This window comes from Microbacterium aurantiacum, assembly GCF_031625015.1.
GTDB lineage: Bacteria > Actinomycetota > Actinomycetes > Actinomycetales > Microbacteriaceae > Microbacterium > Microbacterium aurantiacum.
The window spans coordinates 1427135-1447753 of record NZ_JAHWXH010000001.1 but is presented as its reverse complement, the minus strand read 5'-3'; the positions used below and the strand labels follow the sequence as shown (position 1 = coordinate 1447753).

Below are 20619 nucleotides of genomic sequence, written 5' to 3'. Positions count from 1 at the left end.
CCACCAACCTCGGACATCGCTTTACGTAACGTCGCGCGGTGCGCGCCGAAGCGACCGTAGAGATGGTGGACTTCCCCATCCAATTACGACGTCGTCGCGACGGTCTCGAATTCGGCTGCGGCAGCGTCGCTTGTGGGGTCGACGAGCATCGCCTCGAGAACCGAGGGGTGCGCTGTGATGTGCCGCACGCCCGCGAGCGCGAGATCGGACGCGACCTCCGGTGTGCGCACACTCGCGACGAGCGCATGGGTGTCCGACCCCTCGAGGGCACGGTGCATGCGCGCGATGAGGTCGAGAGCGTCCACGCCGGAATCGCCCAACCGTCCGAAGTATGGAGCGATGTAGCGCGCACCGATCGCCGCTGACGCAACGGCCTGCGCGACGCTGTAGACCGCCGTCATCAGCACCGGGATGCCGTCCCTCGCGCACTCCGCGGCGACGCGGAATCCGATCGCGGTCGCCGGGATCTTCACGACGACCTCGGAGCCGAGGTTGCGGATCGCGGCCGCCGCGGCTCGCATCTCTTCACGCGTCGCGCCGGTTGCCTGGAAGAAGATCTCCTCGGCACCGGCAGCGAGGAACCTGCGATGCAATTCGGGGATGTCGCGCGTGCCGTACCCGCTCTTGTGCAGGATCGTCGGGTTGGTCGTGACCCCGGAGATGAGCCCGTCTTCGAGGATGCGGGTGACCGAATCGACGTCGGCGCTATCGGCGTACAGCTTCACGAGGCTCCTTCTGCTCGGTGAGGGACGTCTCGGCCGACGGGCGCGGCACACCCGGCCCGTCGACGAGGCTGCGGTATCGCTCGCGTGCGACGCCGTAAGCGTCGCCTCGTGGAGACGTCGAGGTCGCTGTGGCGGGCGCCCAGGCGTCGCGCACCTCGGTTACGACGCCGCCAGCGAGCACGGCGGCCGCCTGGATGCACGCACCCCGGGCGGTTGCCTCGGCGAGGTCTTTTGTCAGCACCGGGGTCTGCAGGATGTCGGCGAGGAACTGCCGATACGCGGGCGACTTCGCGCCGCCGCCGACGACCGTCACGGAGCCGTCGGCGCGAGCGCCCGCGGCGCGGATCGCGTCGTGCCCCGCGACGAGACCGAACAGCACGCCCTCGAACGCCGCGCGGGCGATGTCGCCGCGCGTTGTCGCGGTCGTGAGCCCGCCCAGGACGCCGGTCGCTGAGGGCCGGTTCGGGGTGCGTTCCCCGTCGAGGTAGGCGAGCATGATCGGGCGGTCGTAGCGATCGGGGGCGGCGAGCGCGAGGGCTGCGAGTTCGTCGAGCGACACCCCGAGCCAACCGGCGGCGGCATCTGTGACCTTCGTGGAGTTCAGCGTGCACGCCAGCGGCAGGTATCCGCCGGCCGCATCGGCGACGCCGTCGACGTCGCCGCGCGGGTCGAAGACCGGCAGGGCCGATTCGGTGAGCACGACGCCTGAGGTGCCGAGGCTGTAGACCACGTCGCCCTCGCGCATGCCGACGCCGAGTGCGCCGGCATGCTGGTCGCCGGCGCCGGGTCCGACGACGACGTCCGGTCGCAGCCCCAGAGCGGCGGCGACGGAGGCGCGGATGCGGCCCGCAGACTCGTCAGGGCCGAGCACCTCTGGGAGGAGAGCAGACCAGTCGGGCCCGCGCGCGACGAAATCGTCGAGGAGATCGGTGCGCCATCGACCCTCGTGCGCGGCGAAGTAGCCGGTGCCCGAGGCATCCGATCGGTCGGTGACGGCGCGACCGGTCAGCCGGTACGTGAGATAGTCGTGCGGCACCAGGATGCGGCGCATGCGTTCGAGCAGGTGCGGCTCGTGGTCAGCGACCCACGCGAGCTTGCTGATCGTGAACGCCGCCGTCGGGACCGAGCCAACCGCACTCGCCCACTCCCCCATGCCCAGGGCGCCCACCATGTGCGCGGCCTGCGGCGCGGAGTCGGTGTCGTTCCAGAGCTTCGCCGCGCGGAGGGGACGGTCGTCGTCGCCGAGCATCACGAGGCCGTGGCATTGTGCGGCGACGCTGATCGCGGCGATGTCGGCGGCCCCGATCTGCGCGTCGGCGATGGCACGACCGAGGGCGATCTCGAACGCGTCCCACCAGGCTTCCGGGTGCTGTTCGCTCAGCGGCGGGAAGGTGGCGGGGTGCGGCGACCGCCCCGTTCCGCGAAGTGCGCCAGTGTCGGCATCGCGGAGCTCCACAGTGCAGGACTGCGTGGAACTGTCCACGCCCGCGACGATGCTCATCTTCTTATCCTGCGTGGTGTCAGGCGGAGGCGGGCGATTCGATGCCGTCCAGCGGTGCGGGCAGATCGGTGATGAGTCCGACGGCGCCCGCAGGGTGGGTCTCGAGGACCTGGTCCCAGCCGTAGCCGCGGCGGCGCATGAGGATGTTCGCGAGAGCGTCGCCCCACACGGCGGTGACGAGCGTGCTACCCATCGCGATCACGCCGCCCGGGTCGCCCTCGCCGGCGGTGGTGAGCACGACGGTGATGTCGGCGAGGCGTCCGAGAGCGGAATCCGGCTCGGCGGTGAGTGCGACGACCTTGACCGAGCGGCGCTGCGCTCGGGTGGAGAAGTCGTTGATCTCGGCCGACTCGCCACCGCGCGAGATCGAGATGAGCACGTCGCCGGGGGCGAGCGCGCCCATCGTGCCGTGCAATGCGTCCATGGGGTGGATGAAGGTGGACGGCGTTCCGCAGACGGCGAGCAAATGCGCCATGCGGCGGGCGACGGCGCCGGAGGTGCCTGACCCGGTGACGAACACCTTGCCCTGGCAGTTCTCGAGCAGTTCGACGACCTCGGTGAACGTGTCGTCGATCTGATCGGCGACGGCGAGGACGGCGGCGCCTTCGTTGGTGACGACGAGGCGGGCGGCGTCGAGGAGGGAGGAGTCAGTGGTCATGAGGGGTTCTTTCGCTCAGGCGAGGTCCCACGCGGCGTGGCGCAGGGACGCGGGGGTCAGGGAGTCGGGGTCGAGTACGGTGCCGTCGGCGGTGCCGTTGCTCATCACGATGACGTCGTCGGAGACCTCGCAGATCTCTTCCTCCTCGCTGGAGACGACGATGACGGTGAGGCCTTCTTCATGGGCGAGGCGTCGCACCATCTGGTGGATGTCGGCCTTGACGCCGAGGTCGACGCCCTTGGTGGGCTCATCCAGCAGGAGCACCTTCGGGTTCTGAGCGAGGGCGCGGGCGAGCAGCACTTTCTGCTGGTTGCCGCCGGAGAGTCGCTCGATCGGGCCGGTGCGGTCGCCCTTCACCTTGAGCTGATCCATGTACTCGGTCGCGATGCCTTTGAGCCGGGCACGGTCGAGCCGACCCCACCGGTACGCGCGGCGCAGCACCGGCAGCATGGCGTTGAGCGAAGAGTCGAGCTGCGGCACGATGCCGTCGGTCTTGCGCTCCTCGGTGACGTAGACGACGCCGGCCTTCATGGCGTCGTGCGGTCCGCGTGGGGTGAACGGCTTGTCGAACAGGGTGATCTTGCCGCCCTTGACGGGGTCGAGGCCGACGAGGGTGCGCAAGAGCTCGGTGCGGCCCGATCCGACGAGGCCGTAGATCCCGAGCACACGTCCGGAATGGGCGCGCAGTGTCACGTCGGTGAGCGCGCCGGTGCGGAGCCCGTCGACGGCCACGGTGACGGGGCGCGTGGATTCGGTCGCTTCGCGGGGAGGACGCGCGTGGCGGTCGACGAGCTCGGCGGCCTCCTCGCCTGCGATCGCGGTGATGACCTCTTGGCGCGAGACCTCGCTCACCTTCGCGTCGATGCGCACGTGTCCATCGACGAGGGCGACGACACGGGAGGCGACGGCGTACAGCTCTTCGAGTTTGTGGTCGACGAGGATGATGCCGATGCCGCGGTTCGACAGCGATTTCACGATGTCGAGGAAGCGGTCGACCTGGGCTCCTTCGAGGCTCGTCGTCGGCTCGTCGAGCAGGAGGAACCGGGCGTTGCGGTGCGTGGCGATCGCGATTTCCAGGAGTTGGCGGGTCGCGACGGGGTAGCTGCCGACCTTCGCGTCGGGGTCGACGTCGAGACCGAACTCGGTGGTGAGCGCACGGGTGCGCTCACGCATCTCGTCCTTGCTGAGCAGTCCCGCCTTGGTGCGTTCGTGCCCGAGGAACGCGTTCTGCGCGACGGTAAGGTTCGGCAGGAGCGAGAGCTCCTGGTAGACCGTCGCGATCCCGGCGTGCAGCGCGTCGACGGGCGAGCCGAGGGTCTTCGGCTCACCGTCGAGGAGCACGGCACCCGAGACGGGCTTGATTGCTCCCGAGATGACCCGCATGAGGGTGGACTTGCCGGCACCGTTGTGGCCGACCAGTCCGATCACCTCGCCGGGGCGGACGGCGATGGACACGCCTTTCAGCACCGTCACGCCCGAGTAGCTCATGACGACATCGCGGACTTCGAGGCCTGATCCGGCCGCTCCGTCCATCGCGGCGCCGGTCGCCGCATCCATCGCCGCCATGTCAGCCGACCTCGCCCGGTGCGGGGGTCTCGCCGGTGACGAACAGCTTCAGCGGGAGGAGGATCTCCGCTTCAGGAGTGTCGCCGTCGACGAAGCCACGGATCTGGTCGATGACCTGCTGACCGTACGACTCGGGCTCCTGGGCGACGCAGCCCTTGTACTGTCCTTCGAGCGGCTCCTCCGAGGCGCAGAAGCCGTAGAGCTGCACGTCGGGGTGTCCTTCGAGACCCTGCAGGGCGCCGTAGGTACCGGGGCCGGTGCTGGCGAAGATGACGTTGATGTCGGGGTTGCCGCTGAGCATTTCGGTGGTCGCGGCGAGGCTGTCATCCGGCTTCACGTTGCCGTCGACCTTGGCGACGACCGTGGCGTTGGCATCGGAGGAGATGCCCTCCTCGAAGCCCTCGTCGCGCTGGACGGTAGGCACTTCGTCGGGCTCGGTGACGAAGCCGATGTTCAGTTCGGCGTCGGCGCCCAGGTCGGCGAGCACCTGCTCGGCCATCTGCTGACCGCCCGCGGCGTTGTCGGCGCCGAGGTACTGCACGATCGATGCGCCCTGCGCTTCGAGGGCATCGGGCGAGACCGTGACGTTGACGGTGAACACCGGCACGCCGGCGTCGTTGGCCGCCTTTACGATCGCCGCCGCCGGTTCGGACTTCACAGCGTTGAGCGCCAGCGCGCACGGCTGCTTCTGCAGCATCGACTGCACCTGCGACAGCTGCGCGGCGTCGTCATCGTTGGCGACCTGCACCTCGACCTCGAAGCCCTGTTCCTCGCCCTGCTGCTCGAAGCCCTGCTTCATGGCGACGTAGTAGGGGTTGGTGAGGTTGGGCAGGGCGACCGCGATGTAGGGGGTCTCCTCGTCGCACGCGGCGGGGCGGGGGATCGAACCGTCGTCGGCGGTGGGCGCGGTGCCCGTACCGGTGTCAATGGCACCGGCACATCCGGTGAGCAGCAGCAGGATGCCGGCTGCCGCGGCGGTCAGTGTGATGCGTCGTCGCATGATTGCTCCTTGGTGGGTGATGACGAATGAGCCTCTGATGGATGCGGCGGGTCGGCCCTGCCCCGCCGCAGACGGTCAGTGAGTTGAACGCGTGGGCTGCGCGGCTGCACTCGGCGCGGTACCGGATGGCGTCGCGAGAGCCGGAGCACCGCCGGCCGGACCCGAGTCCTGTCCCGGCGAGCGCCGCAGCCGGCCGAGGAGAGCGGCGAACGAGAGCTGGCGGCGGTGGGTGTCGATGATGACGCCGCCGAGGATGATCAGGCCGATAACGAGGGGCTGCCAGTAACTCTGCACGCCGACCACGTTCATGCCGTTCGACACGGTCGCGATGAGCACCGCACCCAGCAGAGCTCCGCCGATCGAGCCGATGCCGCCGAAGAGGCTGACACCGCCGACGACGGCGGCCGCGATCGAGTAGAACAGTTCGTTGCCCGAGCCCGCGCTGGGGTATCCGACCATGAGGCGGCTGGTCACGATGAGTCCACCCATCGCCGCGCACAGACCACTCAGCGCATAGGCGAGCAGGATGACCCGGCCGCTGTTCACACCGGCGAGACGGCTGGTCTCGGCGTTTCCGCCGACGGCGTAGATGTGCACGCCGGTCGCGGTGAAGCGCAGTACGAAGCCGAAGATGATCGCGGCGACGGCCACGAGGATGACCGGCATCGGAATGCCGAAGATCGAGCCGCGGCCGATGATCGCGAAGAAGGGGTCGGCCACGTTGACCGAGCTTGCGCCGGTGAGAATGAGCGGGATGCTGGCGGCGACGCCGAACGTCGCGAACGTGACGATGAACGGCGGCAGCTTCAGGTAGTAGATGAACGCACCGTTGAGTGCGCCGACGATCAGTCCGATCGCGATGGCGATCAGCACGGCCGACCACCAGGGAAGGCCCGCCTGCATCGACAGAGCGGCGACCATCCCGGTGAGGGCGACGTTCGATCCCGTCGACAGGTCGATGCCACCGGTCAGCAGCACAAAGGTCTGGCCGAGGGCGAGGAACGCGATCACTGCGCCGTTGAGCAGCAGCACCTGCGCATTCTCGATCGTGCGGAAGTTCGGCGAGAGGAGGCTGAACGCGAGCACGACCAGCACCAGCACGGCAGCGATTCCCACCTCATTAGGTACTCGACGTCGCATCGTTCTCTGCCTCCTTGCAGCCGCTCACCGGCATTGGCTTCTTGTGCTCATATGAGCACGTATGGCGCCCATATGTGCAATACTAGGTTGGCATTGCGAAATCCGCAACCGAGTGAAGAAGGGTGCCGCCGTTGGCACGCGCACGATCGAACCCGTCCGACGATCTGACCGTCGAGGAACGCAGTCGCCTCCTCGCGGTCGCCCGCCGCTTCTACCTCGAAGACCGCAGCAAGATCGAGATCGCCGCAGAACTCGACATTTCGCGGTTCAAGGTCGCCCGCATGATCGAGCTCGCACGCGCTCAAGGGCTGGTCACCATCACCCTCAACGACGACGGCGCTCTGGATTGGGACCTCTCCCAGCAGCTCGCCGAGCACCTGGGGCTCTCCGAGGTGGTCGTCGTGCACGCGAACGGCGACGACGCGCAGGTGCGCCACCGCGTCGCGACAGCCGGCGCCGAATTCCTCAGCTCGACACTGCGCGACGGCGAAGTGCTCGGCATGGCGTGGGGCCGCACACTCAGCGCGCTGACGACGGCGCTCCCCCGCCTCCCCCGCATGTCGATCGTGCAGCTCACCGGCGCGGCCGGATCCGACCTCGGGCAGTCTCCGGTCGAGCTCGTGCGCCTGATCGCGCAGAACTCGGGCGGTTCGGCGCATCCGATCTTCGCGCCTCTCGTGGTCGAGACCGCCGAGACCGCCCGTTCACTGCGCCAGCAACCCGACATCGCCCGCGCGATCGCGATGTTCACCGACGTGACGACCGCGCTGGTCTCGGTCGGGTCATGGAACCCGCCCGACTCGCAGCTCTACGAGTTCCTCCCTTCTGCCGAGCGCGATGATCTGGTGCAACGCGGTGTGGCCGCGGAGGTGTCGGCGACGCTGCTATCGGCCGACGGCACCGCGGTCGCCGACGATTTCGCCGACCGGACGATCGCCGTCACCTCCGCACAGTTGCGCGCGATTCCGCGCGTTCTCGCCGTCGCGGCCGGAGCCCGCAAGGCGGGAGCCGTCGCGGCCGTCGCCCGGGCCGGGCTCATCACGGGCCTCGTGACCGATCATTCCCTCGCCGAGGCCGCCCTTGCCGGCCCGCCGGCGCGGCGGAGGGCCGGCGCATGACGTTGCGCCTCGCGGGCTCGCTCTGGTCTGTTCCGACCGAGACCGTGCGCAGCGAGGCCGCCCGCCTCGCCGAAGCCGGTCTCACCGTCTGGCATTGGGACCGTGCCGACGGAACTCTGGGCCCCGCGGGCGGTTTCTCCGCCGAGACCGCGCGCGAGATCGCGGAGGCCACCGGCATCCGTTCGGAAGCGCACCTCATGCTCATCGATCCCCGCGACGAGCTCGACGCTTGGACGGCCTTCGCCGAACTCGTGGTCGTTCATGTCGAGAGCCCGCACTGGCGCGAGGCCGTCGACCGTATCCGCGCGTCCGGTGCGCGCGCCGGGGTGGCCGTCTCGCCAGGTAGCGCCGTGCCGGACGAACTCGCAGGTGACCTCGCCGTGCTGGTCATGACGGTCGCACCCGGAAACGCGGGAACGGGCTTCCTCGAAGACCGTCTTCCGCTCCTCGAGGAAGTCGCGCGACACCCGCTTCGCGGGATCGACGGGAGCGCCGACCTCGCGCGCGGCCGGACCGCTCAGTCGCACGGCGCGAACTGGATCGTCAGCGGGACAGCGCTGACGAGTGCGACCGACCCTCACGCCTGGCTCGAGGCTTTGACCGCCGTCGACGCATAGTCAGCGGTCATCGATCTCGGCGAGGGTGGGAGGATTCGCGCCGTGGCGCGAGACGGTGATCGCGGCGGCGGCGGCGCACCGCGATCCGAGCGCTTGGAGCGCGCGCGAAGATCGCAGGTGCGCGCGGGCGGCCGCCGGTCCGGCGAGCCGCGCGAGCTCGTGCACGAGCATCGCCATGTATGAATCGCCGGCGCCGATCGTGTCGGCCACGTCGGCAGCGGCCGCCGGCACCGCGATCCGCTCCTCGGCGATCGCGAGCGTCGAACCCCGCGAACCGGCGGTGACCACGACGAGCCACGGCCCTGCGGCGAGCAGCCGCTCGATGGCGTCGCCACCGGGGAAGAGCCATTGCGCGTCCTCGTCCGACAGCTTGAGCACATCGCACTGGGCAGCGACGGCCAGAATGCGGGCGCGCGCCGCGTCGGCATCGTCGATGAGTCCCGGCCGGACGTTCGGGTCGAATGTCACGAGCGCGCCGCGTCGACGGGCCGCTCGTATCAACGCGAGCGAGGTTTCGCAGCCGGGCTCGAGATACGTGGCGATCGATCCGGTGTGCACCAGCGAGGGCGAGCCGAGTGCGGCATCCGGCGGCAGCACCCACCGGATGTCGAAGTCGTAGTCGGCGCTCCCGTCGGCGTTCAGGCGGGCCCGCGCCGTCGCCGTCGCGTCGAGGGCCCACGATTCGGGTCGGACGATGACGCCCGCCGATGCGAGGTGCGCGGCGATGCGCCGGCCTCCGTCATCCTCGGCCAGCGCCGTGAGCAGTTCAACCGCGTCGCCGAGGCGTCCGAGTCCCAGCGCGACGTTCGCGGGAGACCCTCCGACATGGCTGTCGCGCCGGGGAGGCGCCGAGCGCTCGTCGATGGTGAGATCGATCAGCGCCTCCCCTATGACGAGGATGCTCACTCGGACGTGGACTCCGCCGTCGCGGGAGCAACGTGGCGGCTCACGTCGCCGTACACCTCGCGCGCCGGAGCGATGGGCCCGCCGTTGCCGATCTCGTACACGAGGCCGAGCGCGTCTTTCGTGTCGAAGTAGTAGTGCACGTCCTGATCGATCCAACCCGTCTGTACGACGGGGTACCCGGCGTCTTCGAAGTGCTTGACCACGGCCGGAATGTCTTCGTCGGGCATCACGTCCTTGATGTGGTGCAGTCCCTCGCCGTATTCCTCGAGGTGTTTCCAGTAGATGTTCGGTCCGGCGATGGGCTGGATGAGCTCGAACTCCATCGGCCCGCTCCAGCACACGGCGCAGATGAAGTCGAACGGCTCGGTGACCGGCTCGCCCATGTAGCGGAAGTCGCGGACGGTCTCCTGCGTGAAGTGACGCACGTCCCAGGGGCCGATGCCGAGCAGCGCCGACCATTCGTCCATCGCCTTGTAGACGTCTTTGACGACGAGCGCGATCTGCTTGTAGTTCCTCATGATGTGCCTCTCTGCAAGATGGGTTTTGTCGGTCAGTCGAGTTCGACGGGGGCGCCGGTCTCGATGGAGGCGAGCCACGCCTCCACGACGCGCGTGGTGGCGTGCGAGTCGCTCAGGCTGCGCCTGAGCGGGACGCCCGTGCGAATCGCTTCGCTGAGGTTCTGGATCTCCCCGGCGTACGTGTCCGCGTATTCGAAGGTCTCGACCTGCGGCTCGACGTCGTCGAGGAAGATCTCGTCGCCGAAGCGGTGCGACAGCAGGCGCGTGTACGGCTCACCGCGCATCCCGGTGCCCGGCAGAGAGATCCAGCCGTCGGTGCCGACGAGCTCGACCTGGCTCATGGGGTTCACATAGTCGAACGACACGTGCAGCGCCGCGGTGCGTCCGCCGGAGAAAGAGAGCAGCGCCTCCGCCGAGGTCTCGACATGCTCACCGGGCCGCTTCCATCCCGTACCGACGATGCGCACCGGCTCCTCGCCGAACAACTCGCGACTCATGTCAATGGCGTAGCAGCCCATGTCCCAGACGACGCCGCCGCCGACCTTCGGGTCGAAGCGGATGTTGTACCCGTCGTAGAACTGCTTGAAGCCGAGTCCGACGCGTGCCACGCGAGGTTCGCCCACGGCACCCTCGCGCACGAGATCGATCGCACGGTTCCAGCGCGGCGCGAAACGGTACATGAAGGCCTCCATGACCAGGCGGCCCGCGTCATCCGCCGCCTTCTGGATCTCGGCCACATCGGACGAACTCAGCGCGATCGGTTTCTCGCACAGCACGTGCTTGCCCGCCCGCAGCGCCTTGATCGTCCACTCCGCGTGCGCCGAGTTGGGAAGCGGGATGTAGACGGCCTCGATGTCGGGGTCGGCAAGGATGGCGTCGTACGAGGCGTACGAGCGGGGTGCACCCCAGCGCGCCGCGTCCTGCTCGGCCACGCCGGCGCGACGGCTCGCGATGCCGAGCAGCTCCGCCCCGGGGGCACGCAGGATGCCGGGGAGCGTGGCCTCGTTGATGCCGGCGACGCCGAGCACGCCCCATCGGACAGGTTGGTCAACCATGGGTGGTCTCCTTCTGAGAGGTGGTCGAGGACTGCGCGGAGGCGCGCCTCGGACGATCGAGCAGGCGGCGCAGATCCCATCCGCGAAGGAAGAAGCCGAGGCCCATGACCGCGATGAGGATCACGCCCTGCACGATCTGGTAGGTGAACTGGCTAAGGCCGAGCAGGTTGAAACCGCTCGACACCATCTGGAGGGTGATCGCCGCGACGACGACACCGACGATCGTGCCGTGTCCGCCGTTCGGGTTGGTGCCGCCGAGCACCGCGATCACGATCGCGAGCAGCAGGTACGACGATCCGTAGTCGGGACTCGCGCTCGCCGACCGCGCGGCGATCACGAGACCGGCGATCGCGGAGATCACGCCGCACAGGGTGTAGGTGGCCAGCAGCACGCGATCTGTGGGTACCCCCGCGAACCGTGCGGCCTCGGCGTTGGATCCCAGCACGTAGATGCGGAATCCGAGCGGGCGCAGCGCCATGACCACCGCGATCACCACGGCGACCACGACGAAGACGACGAACGGCAGCGGGATGCCGAGGAGATACTGGGTGCCCAGCGCGAGGAACGACGCCGGCATCCCGTAGACCGATTCGCCGCTCGTCCACCCGACGGCCAGGCCGTTGAACAAGGTCATCGTGCCGAGCGTGGCGAGGATCGGACTGACCCGGAGCTTCGTGATGATGAGGCCGTTGATCGCACCGCAGACCGCTCCCGTGAGCAGCCCCGCCGCGGCGCACACGACCGTGAGCCCCGCCGCCGAGGCCGCATCGGCGTTCGCGGCACCGGTCGCCACGAACAGCTGGGCGGTCACGAGCGCCGAGAGGTTGCCCACCGACACGATCGACAGGTCGATGCCCGCGGTGTACATCGAGATCGCGATGACGAGGCTGAAGAGCCCGATCTCGGCGACTTGGAAGGCCATCGACTGCACGTTCACGATGCCCGCGAACCGCGGTGTGAGCATCGAGAAGAGCAGCGCGACCGCCACGGCGAAGGCGATGAGCCCGATGAGCCCCCGGTCTCCGAAGCGCCGGCGCACGGGGCGTGCGTTCGCCTGGGCGAGAGTGGTCGTCGTCATGCGGCACCTCCGGCCGTCGCGGGTTCGGGTGCGTCGAGCGGGCGCCTGGCGCGGCGGCCCCGCCAGGCCTGAGCCGTGACGCCGATGAGGAGCATCGCGCCGACGGCGGCACGCTGCCAGAAGCTCGGCACTCCCAGCAGTACGAGCGAGTTGTTGATGAGCGACACCAGCACAACGCCGAGCACGGTGCCCAGCACCGACCCGCGTCCGCCGAAGATCGAGGCGCCGCCGAGGACGACGGCGGCGATGACGTCGAGTTCGCCGCCGACGAGGGCGTAGGGGTCGGCCTCGCGCACCAGGATGATGTGCACCAGACCGCCGACGCCCGCGAGCACTCCGGCGAGCGCGTAGACGCCGACCTGGATGCGAGCGACGGGGTAGCCGGCCCGCCGGGCGAACTCCGCGTGCCCGCCGATCGCGTAGATCCCGCGACCGAAGGTCGTGTACCGCAGCACCACGGCGATGAGCGCGGCGATGACGACGACGGGCACGAACAGCGCACTGAGCGGGGTGTTGCTCGAGCCGCCCACGACGAGGAGGTAGCTCGTCGACAGATCGCCGGTGGTCGCGGGGAGCTCGCTCAGGACGCGCGATCCGACGTAGGTGATGAGCACGCCGCGGATGATGCCTTGGGTGCCGAGCGTGGCGATGAGCGTCGGGATGCGCAGCCCCACCACGGCGAGCGCGTTGAGCAGGCCGAGTCCGAGGCCGATCGCGCCGGCGACGACGAACGGCACGATAACGGGGGCGGAGCCGAGGCCGGTCGCCGTCACCGCCTGCATCGTGGAGTAGGCCGCGAAGATGCCGATCGCCAAGAACGAGACGTCGATCCCGCCCGAGATCAGGACGAGAAGCACCCCCAGGGCGAACAGCAAGGTGCCCATTGTCGTGCCGGCGAGGTTGACGAACGTCGTCGCCGACCAGAACGAGGGGGCGATGAAGCCCACGACGAGGGCGAGCACGACGATGACGATGCCCAGTACCCCCTCGTTGTTCGCCCCGCGCAGGCGGCGCAGGCGATCGAGCGGTCCGGTGGAGCGCCGGGGAGGCGCCAGGGTCGCGTGCGTCATGCCGCCAGCTCCTTCGTGATGTCGTCGACGGTGATGGCCGACCCGGTGAGGGATCTGCCGACACGGCCGCGCTTGATGAACACGACCCGATGGCACACCGACACGAGCTCCGATACGTCGTCGGAGATGATGACGATCGCCATGCCCTCGGCCGCTCGCGCCTGCAACGCCTCGAGGATGCCCTCCTTCGATCCCACGTCGACCCCGACAGTCGGGCTGTTCAGCAGCAGCACGACGGGACGGCGGGCGAGCTCGCGGGCGAGCACGACGCGCTGCTGGTTACCGCCCGACAGGCTGGAGACGGGAGCCTGGGCGGATGCGGCTTTGATGGTGAGTCCGGCGATGCCCTCGGAGACCTCGCGGTCTACCTTCTGGCGGCTGATGAAGCCCGCCTTGGTCTGCTCGGCGATCGTGCCGACGATCATGTTGTCGCTGATCGAGCGCTCGATGAACAGGCCCTGCGACAGCCGGTCGCCCGGCACATAGCCGAGGCCGAGATCGAGGGCGTCGCGGATGCTGCGCACCGCCTGGGTCCGCGCACCGACGGTGACGGTCCCCGAGTCGGCGGGGGCGAGGCCCATGATCGCTTCCGCGATCTCGGTGCGCCCCGAGCCGAGCAGACCGGTGAGGCCGAGGATCTCACCCGGGTGCACGTCCAGGTCGATTGCCTCGAATGCGCCGCCGAGGGTGAGCGCCTGCACGCTCAGCGCCGGACGACCCTCGCTGCGCACCGTGTCGGTGGGGGTCAGCTCGGCGAGGTCGCGCCCGGTCATCGCCCGCGAGATGGATTCCGGGGTGAAATCCGCCGCGTCTCCCTCGGCGACGAGCGATCCGTTGCGCAGCACAGTGACGCGCTGCGACACTGCGAGCACCTCGTCGAGCTTGTGGCTGACGAAGACGATCGCGGCGCCGCCGGCGCGCAGGCGCTCGACGACGACGAGCAGGTTGTCGACCTCGCGCCGGGTGAGCGCGGTCGTCGGCTCGTCCATGAAGATCACGCGTGCGCGCTTGGCGAGCGACCGGCAGATCGCGGTGAGCTGGCGGTCGGCGATCGTGAGGTCTTCGACATACGCGTCGATGTCGAGATCGATCCCGAGTTCCGACACGATCGCCGCGGCCCGTGTGCGCATGGCCGACAACGACACGGTGCGCTTGCGTCGCGCGAGCACGCTCGTGATCGCGATGTTCTCGGCGACCGTGAGGTTAGGGAAGAGGGCGAGATCCTGGAAGATGACGTCGATTCCCTCCTGCATCGCGTCGCGGGGGTTCTGCGCCGCGCGGGGTCGGCCGTCGACCGTGATGGTGCCGGCCGACTGCACCTCGACGCCGCTCATGATCTTGATGAGCGTGCTCTTGCCAGAGCCGTTCTCTCCCGCGAGGCAGTGCACCTCGCCGGCGTGCAGGGTCAGGCTGACGCCGTCGAGGGCGATCACGCCGCCGTACTGCTTGCGGATGTCGCGGGCGACCAGGAGCGGTTCGGTGCCCGCCGTGCTGGAACCGCTCATCAGAAGTCGTAGTCCGCGACGTTCGTCGAGTCGACGTCGATCCACGCGTTGCCGTGGAACGAGTTCTCGGCGCCTTCCACGGCCTGCAGGTCTTCGTAGCCCTCGATGCCGAGATCGGTTCCGACCGTGATCTCCTCGCCGTTCACCAGCATCTCCGAGACTGTGAGCAGCACGCGTCCGGTGATAGCGGGGTCCCAGAAGAAGAACTTGTCGACGGCGCCCGACTCGAGGTACTTGCCCGCGGTGGAGGGGATGCTCGTTCCCATGACGCACACGTCGTCTTCCAGGCCCGCTTCTTCGATCGCGCGACCGATGCCGGCGACGTCGGATGCGGCGGAGCCGAGGAATCCCTTGATGTCGGGGTACTTGGCGAGGATCTCCTTCGCGCGGTCGTAGGTGGTCGTGAGATCTTCTGTGGTCTCGATCGGATCGGCCACGCGTGTGATGCCCGGGTAGTTCTCGGCGGCATAGTCGAGCTCGGCCTGCGCCCACTCCATGTGGCTGGCCGCGGTCAGCGAACCGACGAACGTGACGTACTGCCCCTCGCCGCCCATGCAGTCGGCCAGGTTCTGCATCATGTGCTCGCCGTACGCGGCGTTGTCGAACGCCTCGATGTCGACATCCGCGTTCGCCTGCCCCGGCGCCTCGTGCGTGACGACCTTGATGCCGGCGGCCTTGGCCTGACCGAGCACTCCCTCGATCGACTGCGGCGAAAGCGGCACGACGGCGATCGCGGCGGGCTGTCGCGCGATGAGGTCCTGAATGATCTTGACCTGCTTCTCGGGGCTCGCGTCGTCGGGGCCGACCATCGAGGACTGCAGCCCGAGATCGTCAGCCGCTTCGTCGAGTCCCTGGCCCATGCGGTCGAACCAGCTGATGCCCTGCAGTTTCACGACGGTCACGTACTCCCCGTCCGATCCGGCCGAGCCACCGGCGCCCTGCGAGCTGCAGGCGGTGAGGGCGGCGAGGGCCGTGACGGCGACGGCGGCTGTGGCGATGCGTGCGCGCTTCATGATGTTCCTTTCGAACGTCGTTGTTCCGAGTTGCATTGTTCAGTATTTCGAACTAGTATCCGAGGTGCTGAACATGAACTTAGAGGCGAGTTGTGTTCGTGTCAAGCGACCGCAACGGGCCGCGCCCCGAGGATTGGTCGATACGGTGAATCGCGAGGAAGGGAGGCGCAGTGGCTGACGATCGCTCCCGCGTTCCTGCCCTCGAGCGCGCCGCGCGGCTGCTTGAGGCCGTCGCGGCGACTCGCCCCGCACCAGGCGTGTCCGAGCTCGCAAGGCAACTGGGCATGCCGAAGAGCAGTGTCCACAACCTGTGCGCTTCGCTCGTCGACGAACGGATGCTGCTACGCGGAGTCGACGGGACGTTCCGGCTCGGCCCACGGGTGTACGAACTCGGCTCCCTTGCGGCGCATGGCGAGCAATCGGGGCCACTGATCGGCATCAGCGTGCAGAACGACGACAACCCCTTCTTCGCGGCGGAGATCGCCGCCGCGGCGGAGGAGGCGCAACGCGCGGGTGCGCGCCTGGTCTCCGCGCAGGCCGCAAGAGACAGCCGGGTGCAAGCACATCAGATCCGCGAGTTCGTCGACGCCGGCGCGCGCCTCGTCCTCGCCGACCCCGTCGACTCGCAGGCGCTCGTCGACGCGGCGGACTACGCGCGCTCGCAGGGAACGACCATCGTGGCCATCAACGGCGCCGCGACGAACTTTGATGGGGCGGTCACCACAGACAACACCCGCGCAGGCATTCTCGCGGGCGAGTACCTCGCGCGGAGATTTCCGGCGGGCGCGAGGATCGCCGTGATCGACGGCACACCGGTCACAGCCATCGCCGACCGGATCGACGGGCTCCGCCGGGCCCTGAGCGAGAGAGGCGGATTCGAGATCGTTGCCCACGCCGTCGGCGACAACTCGTCGACCCAGGGCTACCGCCTGGCGACCGACATCCTGACTCGACATCCCGACATCGATGCGTTCTTCACGATCAACGACCCGACCGCTTCCGGAGTATCGCGCGCCTGCCGCGAGGCTGGCGCGTCCGCGCCGATCATCGGCGTGGACGGGTCCTCGGCCGCTGTCGGCGAGATCCTCGATGGCGGGCCGATCGTCGCCACCGCGACGCAAGACCCTGCCGCACTCGGACGCACCGGCGTGAGCTTCGGGCTGCAACTGCTCGGCGGCGCCCGTCCCCGCCACCGCACGGTGCTACTTCCGACTCGCCTGATCACGGCTTCCGACGCGACGGATTATGCGCCGTGGTGAGCGAAGCCGGCGCCGCGCTCTCACCTGCAGTGACGCGCGCGGGTGACCTCCTCGACGTCCTCGCTCTCGGTGAGAGGAGGACCCTCGCCGAGCTCGTGGACCACACGGGCCTGGCGAAGAGTTCCGTGTCGGATCTCTGCCGTGCACTGGTCGAAGTCGGGTTCGCCGAGCGCGCTTCCGACGGCTCGTTCGCCCTGGGGCCCCGCATGGGTGCCCTGATCCGACGCTCGGTCTCCTCACCGCGGCTCGTCGACGCCTTCGCCGCTCTCACCATCGGCGATTCCGGTATCGACGACCACACGCTGTCACTGGGCGCGCTCGAAGGCGGCGAGGTCGTCACGATCGACGTACGACTCGGCCAGCAGCCGTTGACGGTCACCCCGAGGCCCGGCCACCGCGACCGCGTCACCGAGTGCGCCGCGGGGATCGCGATCGTTTCGGCGCTCGACCGCGACACCCTGGACGCGCAACTCGCACTGCACGGCCCGACGCTCGGACTCTCGGCCGACGAAGGCGACGCGGTCCGCTCGCTCGAGTCATCCGATCACGTCGCGTGGTGGCGCTCGCGTACAGGCTTGCAGCAGCTCGCCTGCCCGATTCCCGGGGGCGACGGACTCGCAGCGATTACTTTGCACGTTCCGCAGGACCCGCATTCTCGGCTCGATCTCACCGCGCTCGGCCGCGAACTTGATCGCATCGCGCGCGCACTGGGCAGCGTCGCGACCGCTTGAGCATGCGGTGGCGGCCAGCCGGTCACCTACCGCCGATCTCGCCGAGCCCCGGCATATATCAGCGAACTGCGCCGAAATTGCTCTTCAAGAGCCCTGAGGACTCCACCCGCGAGGGGTGGTGTCCCCCGGAGGGCGCCGGTGGGCCGCGGCGCGGAATCACGCGCCAATCGTGCATGAGGAGCAGGAGCATGCCCTCAATATGGGTCCCCGACGGGTCCCCCGCGGGGACCCTTGAACGCGAAAAACGCCTCACGCCAGGGGCATAAGACGAAGAGTGCGAGTCGCGGAAATCAACGACTGATCAGGCATTCTTTTGCGGAGACGGAGGGATTTGAACCCTCGGTCCCCGTGAGGGGACTCCACCTTAGCAGGGTGGTGCACTAGGCCTGACTATGCGACGTCTCCAGGCGCCCGGCGGAAAACCAACGAGCGCGCCTGGCAATCATAGCCGCACAAGGCGCATCCGCCGAACCGCGCGGATCAGGACTCCGGGCGCGTGCAGGTGACCTCGGCGGCGGTGGTGCCGGCGATCTGAGACGGGAGCTCGACGCGTTCGGTCGGCGCCGCCGCCTCCACCTCCCCCTCCCCCGCCGTCTCCGGTGCGGCATCCGTCTCGCCGGTTCCGGTATCGCCCTCACCCTCGGGCGCAGGCTCCGCGGCCTCACCTCCCTCGGCCTCGCCGCGCACCTCGACGCCGTACCCCTGGCTCGCCTCACCGGTCAGCGTGACGGCCTGGTTATCGCGCAGCGCGGCGAACAGCACGTCCGCCGCGTCGCGTACCGGCAGCACGTGGACGAAGTCGGCGTCGTACTCGGTGGGATACTGCACGAAGACGATGTCTTCGAACGGCACGTCTTTGGCCGCCATCGCGATCTGCACCATGCGCATGGGGTTCGCGAGGTCCGAGCTCAGCACCAGCTGCGGCGGGTCCTGCCGCGTCAGGCCGACGGCGGTGGTGGCGAAGCGGAGCAGCGTCTGCGGGTCGCCGAGGACGGCATCCGACTTGAGCTTGCGCACCATCGACGACATGAACTGCTGCTGGTTCGAGATGCGGCCGAGATCGGACCCGTCACCGATGCCATGACGGATGCGAAGGAACTGCAGCGCCTCCACGCCCTGCAGTGTGTGCTCACCCTCGGTGAGCGACAGGCCGGTGTGGACGTCGGAGATGTCGCCGGCCACGCACACGTCGACGCCGCCGATCGCGTCGGACATGTCGATGACGCCCGTCCAGCGGATCGCGGCGGCGAAGTGGATCTCCTCGCCGGTGAGCTCCTCGATCATCAGCGCCGTGCACGGAAGACCGCCGTACATGTACGAGGCGTTCAGCGGCTGCGCCGACATCGCCGAGTACTGCCCACCCTCGCCGTTCGGGCAGGAGGGGATCGGCACGATCATGTCGCGCGGGAACGACACGACGGTCACCCGCCGCGGCTCGTCGGAGATGTGCACCAGCATCGTGACGTCGTTGCGCTCACCCTCGGCGTCGTTGTTCGCGCAGCGCGGGAAGAGCGAGATGTCCTGCCCCTCGCACGAATCCGATCCGACCAGGAGGACGTTGACCCCACCCTCGATCTCGCCGATCGACGGCGGGAGCACCTCGTTCCCGACGAGCTCGACGGACGAGTCCTCGAGGGCGGAGACGGTGTCCCACACGGTGTACGCGGCGACGCCGGCGATGCTCGTGGCGAGCACGGCGACCACGACGCCCACCACCGACAGGGCACGGATGAGCGGATGCCGCGTCTCACGGGCATGCCGTGCGACGGTCTCGCGCCCCGCGCGGGGCGCCGGCTGATGCGCGCCGGTCACCCGAACCCGCGCAGGTTGCCGTTGGAGCAGGTCTCCTGCGCCGCCGTGGAACCGGGGATGGTCGACGGGAGTGCGACGGTGGTCTCCGTCGGCGCCGGAGTCGGCTCCACGGCCTCGCCGCCCTCTTCGGGGGCCACCTCGCCACCGTCCTCCGGTGCGGGCTCACCCCCGTCCTCCGGTGCGGGCTCACCGTCCTCGACGACGACGACGCCCTCGTTCGCGCCGGCCTCGCCGGTGAGGGTCAGCGGCTGGTTGGCGGCGATCGCGTCCCACAGGACCGATGCGGACGCCTCATCGGGCACGACCTTGTTCTCGTCGTACGGGTCGGTGAGGACGGGGTACTGCACGAAGACGATCTCGTCGAAGGGCACGTCGCGGACGGCGAGCGCGATCTGCACGAGCGTCAGCGGGTTCGTGAGGCTCTGGCTGGGAGTGACGTTGTCGACGGTGGTCGTCGCGAGACGGTAGAGCGTCGCGGGATCGGAGAGGACCTCGCCGCTGATGAGCTTCCGCGCGAGCCGCGACATGTACTGCTGCTGGTTCGAGATGCGCCCGAGGTCGGAGCCGTCACCGACACCGTAGCGGGTGCGGAGGAACTGCAGAGCTTCCAGGCCCTGGATCGTGCGGTTGCCGGCCGGCCAGTCGATGCCCGTGTTGAAGTCGCGGATACCGGAGGCCAGGCACACCTCGACGCCGCCGACGGCGTCGGTGATCTCGATCACGCCGCCCCAGGTGACCTTCGCCGCGAACGGGATGTTCTGTCCGCTCAGCTGCGAGACCGTCTTCACGACGCACGAGAGTCCCCCGACCGAGAACGCGGAGTTGATCGGCGCGTAACTCTGGGGCGAGGACTCGCTCCCGTCCTCGCGGGTGCACGACGGGATCTCGACCATGAGGTCGCGCGGGAACGAGACGACGGTGACCCGACGCGGCTCATCGGAGATGTGGACGAGCATGTTGACGTCGTTGAGCTCGCCCTCGGAATCCGCCCCGGAGCAGCGATCGCCGAAGAACTGCGCGTACTCGGGTTCGCAGGCATCGGTTCCGGCGAGGAACATGTTCACGCCGCCCTCGATCGCGCCGATGTCGGGCGGCACGGTGTCCTGACCCTCGAGTTCGACGGCCTCATCGGCGAAGCCGGTGGCGATGTCGGTGACGGCGTACGCGGCGATGCCCGCACCCGAGACGAGGACGACGGCCAGCATGATGCCGACGATCTTCATGAGCGAGGCGAACGGATGCGGCGAGCGCAGCTCTCCGTGCCGGGCGACGGTGCGACGCCCCGACGCCGGACGCCGAGACGAGGGCTGGGACTTCTCGCTCACTCGGGTCCTCTCGGGTGGATCT

19 protein-coding genes and 1 tRNA gene are annotated in these 20619 nt (G+C 68.9%); 4 read left to right on the top strand and 16 right to left on the bottom strand.

What is annotated here, in order from left to right; all coding sequences use genetic code 11:
* Positions 1–83: 83 nt before the first annotated feature.
* The 6 genes from KZC50_RS06715 to KZC50_RS06690 form a co-directional block, all read right to left on the bottom strand.
* Positions 84–725, bottom strand: coding sequence for a transaldolase family protein (locus KZC50_RS06715; RefSeq protein ID WP_310891110.1), 642 nt, complete (start codon positions 723–725; stop codon positions 84–86).
* The gene (xylB, locus tag KZC50_RS06710) at positions 706–2226 is read right to left on the bottom strand and encodes a xylulokinase (protein WP_310891109.1); all 1521 of its coding nucleotides are present in this window, start codon (positions 2224–2226) and stop codon (positions 706–708) included. Before xylB ends, KZC50_RS06715 begins: the two co-directional genes overlap by 20 nt.
* Before the next feature lie 19 nt (positions 2227–2245).
* Complete coding sequence (locus KZC50_RS06705) at positions 2246–2884, bottom strand: KpsF/GutQ family sugar-phosphate isomerase (protein WP_310891108.1); 639 nt, start codon at positions 2882–2884, stop codon at positions 2246–2248.
* Positions 2885–2899: 15 nt separating this feature from the next.
* On the bottom strand, positions 2900–4450 hold the full coding sequence (locus KZC50_RS06700) for a sugar ABC transporter ATP-binding protein (protein WP_310891107.1): 1551 nt from the start codon (positions 4448–4450) through the stop codon (positions 2900–2902).
* A 1-nt stretch (position 4451) separates the two neighbouring features.
* A complete protein-coding gene (locus KZC50_RS06695; protein ID WP_310891106.1) occupies positions 4452–5450 on the bottom strand; it encodes a substrate-binding domain-containing protein in 999 nt (332 codons plus the stop codon).
* Between the two features lie 75 nt (positions 5451–5525).
* Positions 5526–6566, bottom strand: coding sequence for an ABC transporter permease (locus tag KZC50_RS06690; RefSeq protein WP_310891105.1), 1041 nt, complete (start codon positions 6564–6566; stop codon positions 5526–5528).
* A 155-nt stretch (positions 6567–6721) separates the two neighbouring features.
* Here KZC50_RS06690 and KZC50_RS06685 point away from each other — a divergent pair, with 155 nt between their 5' ends.
* Together KZC50_RS06685 and KZC50_RS06680 are read left to right on the top strand one after the other, a co-directional pair.
* Positions 6722–7708, top strand: a complete 987-nt coding sequence (locus KZC50_RS06685; protein WP_310891104.1) for a sugar-binding transcriptional regulator — start codon at positions 6722–6724, stop codon at positions 7706–7708.
* Positions 7705–8325, top strand: a complete 621-nt coding sequence (locus KZC50_RS06680) for a beta/alpha barrel domain-containing protein (RefSeq protein ID WP_310891103.1) — start codon at positions 7705–7707, stop codon at positions 8323–8325. Before KZC50_RS06685 ends, KZC50_RS06680 begins: the two co-directional genes overlap by 4 nt.
* Here the strand turns inward: KZC50_RS06680 and KZC50_RS06675 are convergent, their stop codons facing one another.
* Genes KZC50_RS06675 through KZC50_RS06645 form a run of 7 tightly spaced genes read right to left on the bottom strand, consistent with a single transcriptional unit; the run spans position 8326 to position 15470 of the window.
* A complete protein-coding gene (locus KZC50_RS06675; protein WP_310891102.1) occupies positions 8326–9231 on the bottom strand; it encodes a PfkB family carbohydrate kinase in 906 nt (301 codons plus the stop codon).
* Complete coding sequence (locus KZC50_RS06670; RefSeq protein ID WP_310891101.1) at positions 9228–9749, bottom strand: VOC family protein; 522 nt, start codon at positions 9747–9749, stop codon at positions 9228–9230. The genes KZC50_RS06675 and KZC50_RS06670 overlap by 4 nt, the downstream gene beginning before the upstream one ends.
* Positions 9750–9781: 32 nt before the next feature.
* Positions 9782–10804, bottom strand: coding sequence for a Gfo/Idh/MocA family protein (locus KZC50_RS06665; RefSeq protein WP_310891100.1), 1023 nt, complete (start codon positions 10802–10804; stop codon positions 9782–9784).
* A complete protein-coding gene (locus KZC50_RS06660; protein WP_310891099.1) occupies positions 10797–11882 on the bottom strand; it encodes an ABC transporter permease in 1086 nt (361 codons plus the stop codon). Before KZC50_RS06660 ends, KZC50_RS06665 begins: the two co-directional genes overlap by 8 nt.
* Positions 11879–12952, bottom strand: a complete 1074-nt coding sequence (locus KZC50_RS06655) for an ABC transporter permease (protein WP_310891098.1) — start codon at positions 12950–12952, stop codon at positions 11879–11881. The genes KZC50_RS06660 and KZC50_RS06655 overlap by 4 nt, the downstream gene beginning before the upstream one ends.
* Positions 12949–14457, bottom strand: coding sequence for a sugar ABC transporter ATP-binding protein (locus KZC50_RS06650; protein ID WP_310891097.1), 1509 nt, complete (start codon positions 14455–14457; stop codon positions 12949–12951). Before KZC50_RS06650 ends, KZC50_RS06655 begins: the two co-directional genes overlap by 4 nt.
* Positions 14457–15470 (bottom strand): autoinducer 2 ABC transporter substrate-binding protein, encoded by a 1014-nt coding sequence (locus KZC50_RS06645; RefSeq protein WP_310891096.1) that lies wholly within the window; start codon positions 15468–15470, stop codon positions 14457–14459. The genes KZC50_RS06650 and KZC50_RS06645 overlap by 1 nt, the downstream gene beginning before the upstream one ends.
* A gap of 170 nt (positions 15471–15640) precedes the next feature.
* Here KZC50_RS06645 and KZC50_RS06640 point away from each other — a divergent pair, with 170 nt between their 5' ends.
* Together KZC50_RS06640 and KZC50_RS06635 are read left to right on the top strand one after the other, a co-directional pair.
* Positions 15641–16729: a substrate-binding domain-containing protein gene (locus tag KZC50_RS06640; RefSeq protein WP_310891095.1), complete on the top strand. Its 1089-nt coding sequence runs from the start codon at positions 15641–15643 to the stop codon at positions 16727–16729.
* Positions 16726–17460, top strand: coding sequence for a helix-turn-helix domain-containing protein (locus KZC50_RS06635; RefSeq protein WP_310891093.1), 735 nt, complete (start codon positions 16726–16728; stop codon positions 17458–17460). Before KZC50_RS06640 ends, KZC50_RS06635 begins: the two co-directional genes overlap by 4 nt.
* A 316-nt stretch (positions 17461–17776) precedes the next feature.
* On the opposite strand, the gene KZC50_RS06630 is transcribed toward KZC50_RS06635, so the two are convergent.
* The 3 genes from KZC50_RS06630 to KZC50_RS06620 all read right to left on the bottom strand — a co-directional run bounded on the left by KZC50_RS06630 (position 17777) and on the right by KZC50_RS06620 (position 20597).
* Positions 17777–17865, bottom strand: a tRNA-Ser gene (locus KZC50_RS06630).
* Positions 17866–17940: 75 nt separating this feature from the next.
* Positions 17941–19272 carry an LCP family protein gene (locus KZC50_RS06625; protein ID WP_310891092.1) on the bottom strand — a complete coding sequence of 444 codons (1332 nt, stop codon included), beginning with the start codon at positions 19270–19272 and terminating at the stop codon, positions 17941–17943.
* The gene (locus KZC50_RS06620) at positions 19269–20597 is read right to left on the bottom strand and encodes an LCP family protein (RefSeq protein WP_310891091.1); all 1329 of its coding nucleotides are present in this window, start codon (positions 20595–20597) and stop codon (positions 19269–19271) included. The genes KZC50_RS06625 and KZC50_RS06620 overlap by 4 nt, the downstream gene beginning before the upstream one ends.
* Positions 20598–20619: the final 22 nt, after the last annotated feature.

What these genes read in the sequence shown, in the direction of transcription:
- xylB (WP_310891109.1), bottom strand. Translation starts at nt 2,226, where the DNA reads ATGAGCATCGTCGCGGGCGTGGACAGTTCCACGCAGTCCTGCACTGTG.
- KZC50_RS06705 (WP_310891108.1), bottom strand. Translation starts at nt 2,884, where the DNA reads ATGACCACTGACTCCTCCCTCCTCGACGCCGCCCGCCTCGTCGTCACC.
- KZC50_RS06700 (WP_310891107.1), bottom strand. Translation starts at nt 4,450, where the DNA reads ATGGCGGCGATGGATGCGGCGACCGGCGCCGCGATGGACGGAGCGGCC.
- KZC50_RS06695 (WP_310891106.1), bottom strand. Translation starts at nt 5,450, where the DNA reads ATGCGACGACGCATCACACTGACCGCCGCGGCAGCCGGCATCCTGCTG.
- KZC50_RS06680 (WP_310891103.1), top strand. Translation starts at nt 7,705, where the DNA reads ATGACGTTGCGCCTCGCGGGCTCGCTCTGGTCTGTTCCGACCGAGACC.
- KZC50_RS06670 (WP_310891101.1), bottom strand. Translation starts at nt 9,749, where the DNA reads ATGAGGAACTACAAGCAGATCGCGCTCGTCGTCAAAGACGTCTACAAG.
- KZC50_RS06665 (WP_310891100.1), bottom strand. Translation starts at nt 10,804, where the DNA reads ATGGTTGACCAACCTGTCCGATGGGGCGTGCTCGGCGTCGCCGGCATC.
- KZC50_RS06660 (WP_310891099.1), bottom strand. Translation starts at nt 11,882, where the DNA reads ATGACGACGACCACTCTCGCCCAGGCGAACGCACGCCCCGTGCGCCGG.
- KZC50_RS06655 (WP_310891098.1), bottom strand. Translation starts at nt 12,952, where the DNA reads ATGACGCACGCGACCCTGGCGCCTCCCCGGCGCTCCACCGGACCGCTC.
- KZC50_RS06650 (WP_310891097.1), bottom strand. Translation starts at nt 14,457, where the DNA reads ATGAGCGGTTCCAGCACGGCGGGCACCGAACCGCTCCTGGTCGCCCGC.
- KZC50_RS06645 (WP_310891096.1), bottom strand. Translation starts at nt 15,470, where the DNA reads ATGAAGCGCGCACGCATCGCCACAGCCGCCGTCGCCGTCACGGCCCTC.